The organism is Caballeronia humi (assembly GCF_001544475.1).
Taxonomy (GTDB): domain Bacteria; phylum Pseudomonadota; class Gammaproteobacteria; order Burkholderiales; family Burkholderiaceae; genus Caballeronia; species Caballeronia humi.
The window spans coordinates 1-8,454 of the sequence record NZ_FCNW02000105.1 but is presented as its reverse complement, the minus strand read 5'-3'; the positions used below and the strand labels follow the sequence as shown (position 1 = coordinate 8,454).

The 8,454-nt window shown below is 62.1% G+C and carries 8 protein-coding genes and 1 pseudogene; 5 read left to right on the top strand and 4 right to left on the bottom strand.

Going from position 1 to position 8,454, the window contains the following annotated elements:
* The first annotated feature begins 124 nt into the window (after positions 1 to 124).
* Complete coding sequence (locus AWB65_RS33615) at positions 125 to 604, top strand: SDR family NAD(P)-dependent oxidoreductase (RefSeq protein WP_235008042.1); 480 nt, start codon at positions 125 to 127, stop codon at positions 602 to 604.
* A 399-nt stretch (positions 605 to 1,003) separates the two neighbouring features.
* Here AWB65_RS33615 and AWB65_RS37450 read toward each other — a convergent pair whose 3' ends face one another.
* Positions 1,004 to 1,144: a hypothetical protein gene (locus AWB65_RS37450; protein WP_235008043.1), complete on the bottom strand. Its 141-nt coding sequence runs from the start codon at positions 1,142 to 1,144 to the stop codon at positions 1,004 to 1,006.
* A gap of 243 nt (positions 1,145 to 1,387) precedes the next feature.
* Here AWB65_RS37450 and AWB65_RS33605 point away from each other — a divergent pair, with 243 nt between their 5' ends.
* The 4 genes and pseudogenes from AWB65_RS33605 to AWB65_RS33595 all read left to right on the top strand — a co-directional run bounded on the left by AWB65_RS33605 (position 1,388) and on the right by AWB65_RS33595 (position 3,671).
* On the top strand, positions 1,388 to 1,786 hold the full coding sequence (locus tag AWB65_RS33605; protein ID WP_087671113.1) for an RT0821/Lpp0805 family surface protein: 399 nt from the start codon (positions 1,388 to 1,390) through the stop codon (positions 1,784 to 1,786).
* A gap of 204 nt (positions 1,787 to 1,990) precedes the next feature.
* Positions 1,991 to 2,128, top strand: a pseudogene (locus AWB65_RS37445) (AI-2E family transporter); the annotation flags it as partial.
* A 7-nt stretch (positions 2,129 to 2,135) separates the two neighbouring features.
* Positions 2,136 to 3,032 (top strand): hypothetical protein, encoded by an 897-nt coding sequence (locus AWB65_RS33600; protein ID WP_125474287.1) that lies wholly within the window; start codon positions 2,136 to 2,138, stop codon positions 3,030 to 3,032.
* A gap of 249 nt (positions 3,033 to 3,281) precedes the next feature.
* Positions 3,282 to 3,671 carry a hypothetical protein gene (locus tag AWB65_RS33595; RefSeq protein WP_087671111.1) on the top strand — a complete coding sequence of 130 codons (390 nt, stop codon included), beginning with the start codon at positions 3,282 to 3,284 and terminating at the stop codon, positions 3,669 to 3,671.
* A gap of 127 nt (positions 3,672 to 3,798) precedes the next feature.
* On the opposite strand, the gene prpF is transcribed toward AWB65_RS33595, so the two are convergent.
* The 3 genes from prpF to AWB65_RS33580 all read right to left on the bottom strand — a co-directional run.
* Positions 3,799 to 4,980 (bottom strand): 2-methylaconitate cis-trans isomerase PrpF, encoded by a 1,182-nt coding sequence (gene prpF / locus AWB65_RS33590; RefSeq protein WP_087671110.1) that lies wholly within the window; start codon positions 4,978 to 4,980, stop codon positions 3,799 to 3,801.
* Between the two features lie 57 nt (positions 4,981 to 5,037).
* Positions 5,038 to 7,635 carry a Fe/S-dependent 2-methylisocitrate dehydratase AcnD gene (acnD, locus tag AWB65_RS33585; RefSeq protein ID WP_087671109.1) on the bottom strand — a complete coding sequence of 866 codons (2,598 nt, stop codon included), beginning with the start codon at positions 7,633 to 7,635 and terminating at the stop codon, positions 5,038 to 5,040.
* A gap of 72 nt (positions 7,636 to 7,707) precedes the next feature.
* Positions 7,708 to 8,454, bottom strand: a 747-nt coding sequence (locus AWB65_RS33580; RefSeq protein WP_327359529.1) for a citrate/2-methylcitrate synthase, incomplete at its 5' end; no start/stop codon positions are given.

The following is an 8,454-nucleotide window of genomic DNA, read 5'->3' as shown; positions in this document are numbered from 1 at the left end:
GTTATCCGCCGTCTCTCTATTGATCCAGTCCTCGTCATCTACTCGCACATTACCAGTCATTATCTTTCCATAGGATGACTAATCTATGCGAGGTTAACATAACTTCTCTTGGAGTTGTGGGTAATTGCAAGCTTCGCGACTCGCGGACGTCAAAGCGTCGGATCTGGATTTCGTGATCGGCTTGAATATCAGAGCGACGTTTTTGGCGACGCGTGCGGCCGTTCGCAAGATGCTCGAAGGCGACGCGGCTGGTGACCGTGCCATCATCAACATCTCGTCGCAGATGGGGCACGTGGGCGCGCCTGATCGATCAGTGTACTGCATGACGAAGCACGCGATGGAGGGTTTAACAAAGGCAGCCGCTGTTGAACTCGCGCCCAGAATACGCGTGAACACGGTGGCACCCGCGTTCGTCGATACACCGATGACGCAGCCGTTCTTTGAGAACGAGCAGTTCAAGCGCTGGGTCTTCGACCGGATTCCGATGGGTCGTCTGCTCTCAAGCGACCACGTCGCTGCAGCGGTGCTGTATCTCGCGTCTCCTGCTGCCGCAATGATCACCGGTACGAGTCTGCGTATCGACGGAGGATGGACGGCGCAATAAGCGCCTGATCTCGCAGCACCGGCATACCCGGTCGGACACGGCCTAAAGGTCGTGACACATGTGACGATTGCGATCTCAACGCGCATTCCCACTAAATTGCGGGAGGAGAAGCCGAGTCGGATCATCTGGATATGCGCCGACTTCAGGGAACAAGAACCGAAGAATAGAAGTCGCGAATACTAGTAATTGCCGTACGATCGGTACAGTTCAATGTTATGTGATCGAGTATTGCCGGGCCAGACGAGACCGGACGCACATTGCATCCATAGAGGTATTGGCGCGAGCGCGGCATTCGATGCCGCGTCGTCGGATGAAGGAGAGCGATGTCCATCTCGCATCACTTCATTCGACGTCTTACTGAAACAATCCGGCTTACGAATTCGGTTTTTGCAGCGGACGTCATGCGTGTTTACTGTAGTGGATCTGTGTGGACCTGAAAAGCATTCGCACTGTCACCGCCGGGCAGCAGGCGGAGCTCCGACTTGTACATCGCCCCGCCTCGGCGGCGAAGGCCGCGGCGGGCCGCGCATGCAGGCCCACGGGATTCGGCAGCGTGACTTCGTCGGAGAGAATCGCGCCGGTCGCGCCGGTTGGCGGCAATTCATGCGGGCGCGTTGTCTTGCAAGTCACTAGTATTTGGAAATCGAGCACCCGAGCCGCAGGTCGCGGTGGTGTTTCAGAAGCGCCTGCAGAATTCGCAGAAGCGCTTCCCAGAGCGACTCGCCAGCGCCGGCCAAGGCGCGTGGCAGGTTCAGGAATCTAACGTTGAGCAGGGGGCGTCTCATGACGACGATATCTCTCACACTCACCCGGGGCTTCGTCGGACTGCTTTCGGGCATCGTGCTCCTTGTCTGGGAAACGTCGGCGTGCGCCGGCAATCTCAGCTTTCTCAAGGACACACCGATCACCTACATGAAGCAGCCCGACCGGCAGGCGCTCAACAAAGCTGCTCGTTCCGCTCTCGATACCAAACAAGACGGCGAATCTCTCAACTGGAGCAATGAAGGAACGGGTAATCCTGTCGCCATCAAGGGGACCATCACGCCGCGCGACTCAGTAAAGGACGGCGAGCGCACCTGTAGGAAGCTGACGATCATCGCGGTCGCCAAAGGTCAGACGGAGACGTGGAAGCCGACTGCCTGCAAGACTGGCAAGGGCGCGTGGCAGGCGCAGAAGCGATAGCGCCACGTCCGAGGCGATGCTTCTGTGCCACACGGCGCGGCCGGGTGGCGCATGGGCACGTGAGCGGCGCAGGTCTGGCCCAGATTGGCGACATGCGCCAAGGTGGTCAAGATAGATTGGCGATCGTCGAACCGGTGAGGTTTTTCTGACCGCTGCGTCCTTGTTCCTGCTCTTCGAACGTTATTGCCATGGATACAGTCAACGCTCGGTGGCATGGTCTCAGGGGACGTCATTGGCCTGTTCATCGGTTCCGCGATGCTCGCGATTGGCTATCAGCTGTTCTGGCGATGGGGAAGGGACCAAGCCGCAGTTGGAGCACTCAACAGACAACAGCAGACTTGAGGTGGGCATGGACTTCATCCGGGTCGAACTCCGACGATACCGACGCCGCGCGAATCCAGAAGCGCGTGAAAAGCCAGGGAGCATCATGACGCTACGGTCAAAATACATCACCGCGCTGACAATGGCTGCACTATGTGGCTCGGCGGTCGCGACCGACGCCCCTCCGGGCGACCCCGGCGCACAATGGCAGATCGCAGTCGGGCCTTACCTGTGGTTGCCCACAGTGAGCGGAACGTTCCGGTTCACGTTTCCCGGAGGCGGTGCCGACGCGTCCAGCGGACCGTACAACTATCTGCAGAACCTCAGATTCGCCTTGATGCTGCAGGGCGAGGCGCGCAAGGGGGAGTGGAGTGTTTTCGCCGACACCATCTACCTCAACTTCGGTCGGCATGAAAGTGCTGTCAATGCGACGAGCGGCGCCCTCGGCACGCGCGGAACACAGCAGGACGTTCAGACGAGTTTCGCGGGAACGCTGGTCCAACTGGGCGGGAGTCGTACTGTAATATGGCAGGAATGGGGACACGTCGATGCGATCGCGGGCATGCGCTATCTTGGCGTGAAGGGAACACTCGACGCAATGATCCGCGCGACGATTGGCTCAGGACCGGGGGCCAGTGCGAACTTTCATGTCGGGCAGATGCAGAACATTTTCAATGGTTTCGCGGGCGTACGCGGACGCGCGACTTTCACTCGGGACGGCGCATGGTACGTCCCTTTCTATCTCGACGTGGGGACGGGCACCTCAAAGTTCACATGGCAGGCCCTGACGGGGGTGGCCTACGCGACGAAGCGGGTCGACTTCGGCCTGCTATATCGGTACCTCGCATTTTATGGCTCGGGCGATCAACTCGTCCAAACGCTTCGCTTTAGCGGCCCAAGCGTGAATGTGACCTTCAAGTTCTGATCGCTTTTCGGCGGCCACGCTTATCGCAATTTGCGCCGTGACGTCGCCCGCGCTGTCGCTGGCGAGCCCCTGATCGCGCCGGTTTGCGCATCGATGCGTGTGCCCGGGTGCGTGGCGCACAGATGGAGAAACGGGCTTCGCCGTGACGTCTGGTGACTGCCGCAAGCAGTCGTCTGTACGGCAGCGCACAGAATAGGGAATGAGGCAGACGGATACTGATCGCCCTACAAGGCCGAGCCCGGGATACCGATGCGAGCCTACCTCTCTCTTCCCCTGTGTCTTCTGCCCTTTCTGGTTGCCGGCTGCAACACGCCGCCGATTCCTCCAGGGAAGCCAGTCGATATTCCGACCGCTTTGGAACAAGTGATGGAGGGCCTGTGCAACTTCAAGAAGAATCAGGCCGCGCGACAGCAGGACTGGGGCGTGGCTATCGACTCGATGACCGTGGAGCTTGAACTGACCGTCGACGGAACGAAGAATCCTCCGGTGGCGGTGGCTCCGGATGTTCAGTTCATCCCGACCGTCAGTTACGGGCAAATGATCACGGCGATCAGAGGAAGCAGGATCACCGTTTCGCTGAAGAATACCGGCGGCGCGTCCGCCGGCATGAACTGCAACGCGCCCAAGGCGGCGAAGTAGGCGTGAAGCTGAAGTCGGCGGAGTTGCGTAGCGGGCACCTCATGCTTGGCTGCACGCGGTGTTCAACGCCGTCGACCCGATGCCTGGGGCAGCCAGGCGGTCGGGTGTCGTCGGTTTCCAGACGGTATCAGCCGGGCGTACGCACCCAACCTTCCATCAGCACACGGGCGCTGCGGCTCATGATGGCCTTGGTGACCGACCAATCGCCGTCGATGAGCGCGGCCTGCGCGCCGACGCGCAGCGTGCCCGACGGATGTCCGAAGCGAACGGTATCGCGCCCCTCGCCGCCGGCGGCGAGACTCACGAGCGTTCCCGGAATGGCCGCCGCAGTGCCGATGGCAACCGCCGCCGTGCCCATCATCGCGTGATGCAGCTTGCCCATCGACAAGGCACGCACCAGCAGGTCCACGTCTTCGGCGCCGATCTGCTTGCCGCTCGACGCCACATAACCCGCGGGCCCCGCGACGAAGGCGATCTTCGGCGTGTGCTGCCGGCTCGCGATGTCGTCGATGTGCTGGATCAGGCCCATGCGGACCGCTCCATGTGCGCGGATGGTCTCGAACATCGCCAGTGCCTTTGGATCGCTGTTGATGGCGTCCTGCAGTTCGGTTCCCGTGTAGCCAATCTCTCCGGCGTTCACGAAGATGGTCGGGATGCCCGAATTGATCATCGTGGCCTTCAGCGTGCCGATGCCCGGAACGTCGAGATCGTCGACCAGATTGCCCGTGGGGAACATCGCGCCGCCGGCGCCGTCTTCCTCGGCCGCCGGGTCCATGAATTCGAGTTGCACTTCGGCCGCGGGGAATGTCACGCCGTCGAGTTCGAAGTCGCCGCTTTCCTGGACGGCGCCCTGCGTAACGGGCACATGCGCGATGATCGTCTTGCCGATATTGGCCTGCCAGATGCGCACGGTAGCCACGCCGTTATCCGGCACGCGTTCAGGATCGATCAAGCCGTTCGTGATCGCGAACGGTCCCACGGCGGCGGAGAGATTGCCGCAGTTGCCGCTCCAGTCGACGAACGCGCGATCGATGGCGACCTGCCCGAACAGGTAATCGACGTCGTGACCGGCCTTGCTGCTCCTCGCGACGATCACCGCCTTGCTGGTGCTCGAAGTCGCGCCGCCCATGCCGTCGATCTGCTTGCCGTAAGGGTCCGGGCTGCCGATGACGCGCAGCAGCAACGCATCGCGCGCGGCGCCCGGCACGCGTGCGGCCTCGGGCAAGTCCTCCAGACGGAAGAACACGCCTTTGCTGGTGCCGCCGCGCATGTAGGTCGCGGGAATTCTGATCTGAGGTGCGTGGCTCATTGCATTGTTGTCCAGGTTGTCGGGAAAGAACCACTCGTGTCGTGCGGTTCGCTGTGTTCAGGCAGCCGCCTGCGACGATTCGAGGAAGTCCTGCGCGAAGCGTTGCAGCACGCCGCCCGCCTCGTAGATCGACACTTCTTCCGCCGTGTCTAGCCGGCATGTTACCGGCACTTCCACGCGCTCGCCGTTCCGGCGATTGATCACGAGCGTCAGATCGGCGCGCGGCTTGCGAACGCCAGTCACATCGAAGGTCTCCGTGCCGTCTATGCCGAGTGTCGTGCGGTTCACGCCGGGCTTGAATTCCAGCGGCAGCACGCCCATTCCGACGAGGTTGGTGCGGTGAATGCGCTCGAACCCTTCGGCGACGATCGCTTCCGCGCCAGCGAGGCGCACGCCCTTGGCGGCCCAGTCACGCGACGAACCCTGACCGTAGTCCGCCCCGGCGATCACGATCAGCGGCTGCTTGCGCTCCATATAGGTTTCGATCGCTTCCCACATGCGGACGACCTTGCCCTCCGGCTCGATGCGCGCGAGCGAGCCCGCCTTCGCCTTGCCGTTCTCGCGCACCATTTCGTTCAGGAGCGTCGGATTGGCGAAGGTGGCGCGCTGGGCGGTCAGGTGATCGCCCCGGTGGGTTGCATACGAGTTGAAGTCCTCTTCCGGCAGGCCCATCTTCGTCAGGTACTCGCCGGCGGCGCTGTCGGCGAGAATCGCGTTCGATGGCGACAGGTGGTCGGTGGTGATATTGTCGCCCAGCACGGCGAGCGGGCGCATGCCTTGCAGCGTGCGCTCACCGGCGAGCGCGCCTTCCCAGTAGGGCGGGCGGCGGATGTAGGTGCTCTGCGGCCGCCAGTCGTACAGCGGCTTCGCTTTCTCGCCCGTGTCGGCGGACACCGCGAACATCGGCTCATACACCTTGCGGAACTGCTCGGGCTTCACACTGGAGGCGACGATCGCGTCGATCTCTTCGTCGGACGGCCAGATGTCCTTGAGCCGCACCGGATTGCCGTCGGAGTCGGTGCCGAGCACGTCTTTCTCGATATCGAAGCGGATCGTGCCCGCAATCGCGTAAGCGACCACGAGCGGCGGCGACGCGAGAAACGCCTGCTGCGCATACGGATGGATGCGGCCGTCGAAGTTGCGGTTGCCGGACAGTACGGCTGTCGCGTACAGATCGCGCTCGACGATTTCCTTCTGGATCACCGGGTCCAGCGCGCCGGACATGCCGTTGCACGACGTGCACGCATACGCGACGACACCGAAGCCCAGTTGTTCCAGTTCCGGCAGCAGTCCGGCTTCCTCCAGATACAGCGTCACGGCTTTCGAACCCGGCGCGAGCGATGTCTTCGCCCACGGCTTGCGGGTCAGGCCAAGGCGGTTGGCGTTCCGGGCCAGCAAGCCGGCGGCGATCATGTTGCGCGGGTTGTTGGTGTTCGTGCAGCTCGTGATCGCAGCGATGATCACGGCGCCATCGGGCATCAGGCCCGGTTCGTTCTCGACCTTGCCGCTGATTCCACGCGCGGCCAGCTCCGACACGGGCAGGCGGCGGTGCGGATTGGACGGCCCCGCCAGCGTGCGCACGACCGTGGAAAGGTCGAACTGCAACACGCGTTCGTAGTCGGCGGTCACGAGGCTGTCGGCCCAGAGGCCGGTCTGCCTCGCATAGGTTTCCACCAGCTTGACCTGTTCGTCTTCGCGGCCGGTGAGCCTGAGGTACTTGGTGGTCTGCTCGTCGATATAGAACATTGCGGCGGTGGCGCCGAACTCGGGCGCCATGTTCGCGATGGTCGCACGATCGCCGAGCGTGAGGTTCGCGGTGCCTGCGCCGTAGAACTCCAGATAAGCCCCGACGACCTTTTCCATGCGCAGGAACTCGGTCAGCGACAGCACCACGTCGGTCGCGGTGATGCCCGGCCCCGGCTTACCCGTCAGCTCGACGCCGACGATATCCGGCAGCCGCATGTACGAAGCCCGGCCCAGCATGACGCTTTCGGCTTCGAGACCGCCCACGCCGATCGCGATCACGCCGAGCGCATCGACCATCGGCGTATGCGAGTCGGTGCCGACGAGCGTATCCGGGAAGGCCACGCCGTCCAGCACCTGAACCACCGGACTCATGCGCTCCAGGTTGATCTGATGCAGGATGCCGTTGCCCGGCGGAATCACGTCGACGTTCCTGAACGCTTTTTTTGTCCAGTCGATGAAGTGGAAGCGGTCTTCGTTGCGACGGTCTTCGATGGCGCGGTTTTTTTCGAACGCGTCCGGATCGAAGCCGCCGCATTCGACGGCCAGCGAGTGATCGACCACGAGCTGCGTCGGCACGACCGGGTTGACCAGCGCAGGATCGCCACCTTGAGCCGCTATCGCATCGCGCAGGCCGGCGAGGTCGACTAGGGCGGTCTGGCCGAGAATGTCGTGGCACACGACCCGTGCGGGAAACCAGGGGAAGTCCAGCTCGCGCTTGCGTTCGATGATCTGCTTCAGCGATGCGGCAAGCGTTGCCGGAGGGCAACGGCGCACGAGGTTCTCGGCGAGCACACGCGACGTGTACGGCAACTTGTCGTAAGCGCCGGGTTGGATTGTCTCGACCGCGGCGCGCGCGTCGAAGAAATCCAGCTTCGTGCCGGGCAGAGGTTTTCTGTTTGAAGTGTTCATACCGTGGGGAAGAAAATGGTTTTGATCGGGGATAGTGGCCGGGCTTCCCGATCAATTATCCCTGTTTCCCAGTCAGCGCTTCGCGAGCGGCTCGAATTTGAGGTTTTCGGGTCCCGTGTAATTGGCGCTCGGCCGGATGATCTTGTTATCGATGCGCTGCTCGATGATGTGCGCGCTCCAGCCGGCGGTGCGCGAGATCACGAAGAGCGGCGTGAACATTGCGGTGGGCACGCCCATCATGTGATACGAAACCGCGCTGAACCAGTCCAGGTTCGGGAACATCTTCTTCGCGTCCCACATCACCGATTCGAGGCGCTCGGCGATATCGAGAAGCTTCATGTCGCCGGCTTCTTTCGACAGTTTCTTCGCGACTTCCTTGATTACCTTGTTACGCGGATCGGAGATCGTGTACACCGGATGGCCGAAGCCGATCACGACTTCCTTGTTCTCGACGCGTCGTTTGATATCGGCTTCGGCTTCGTCGGCGGATTGATAGCGCGACTGGATTTCGAACGCGGCTTCGTTCGCGCCGCCGTGCTTCGGGCCGCGCAGCGCGCCGATTGCACCTGTGATAGCAGAGTAGATATCCGATCCCGTACCAGCGATCACGCGACCAGTAAACGTCGACGCGTTGAACTCATGTTCGGCGTAAAGGTTGAGCGACGTATGCATCGCCTCGACCCACGACTTCGATGGCGCCACGCCATGCAGCAAATGCAGGAAGTGTCCGCCGATCGAATCATCGTCGGTTTCGACTTCGATGCGACGGCCGTTATGTGAATAGTGATACCAGTAGAGCAGCATCGAGCCGAGCGAGGC

Coding starts and splice junctions, on each gene's coding strand:
- prpF (WP_087671110.1), bottom strand. CDS start 4,980: ATGAGCCACGCACCTCAGATCAGAATTCCCGCGACCTACATGCGCGGC.
- AWB65_RS33600 (WP_125474287.1), top strand. CDS start 2,136: ATGGACTTCATCCGGGTCGAACTCCGACGATACCGACGCCGCGCGAAT.
- acnD (WP_087671109.1), bottom strand. CDS start 7,635: ATGAACACTTCAAACAGAAAACCTCTGCCCGGCACGAAGCTGGATTTC.
- AWB65_RS33605 (WP_087671113.1), top strand. CDS start 1,388: ATGACGACGATATCTCTCACACTCACCCGGGGCTTCGTCGGACTGCTT.
- AWB65_RS33595 (WP_087671111.1), top strand. CDS start 3,282: ATGCGAGCCTACCTCTCTCTTCCCCTGTGTCTTCTGCCCTTTCTGGTT.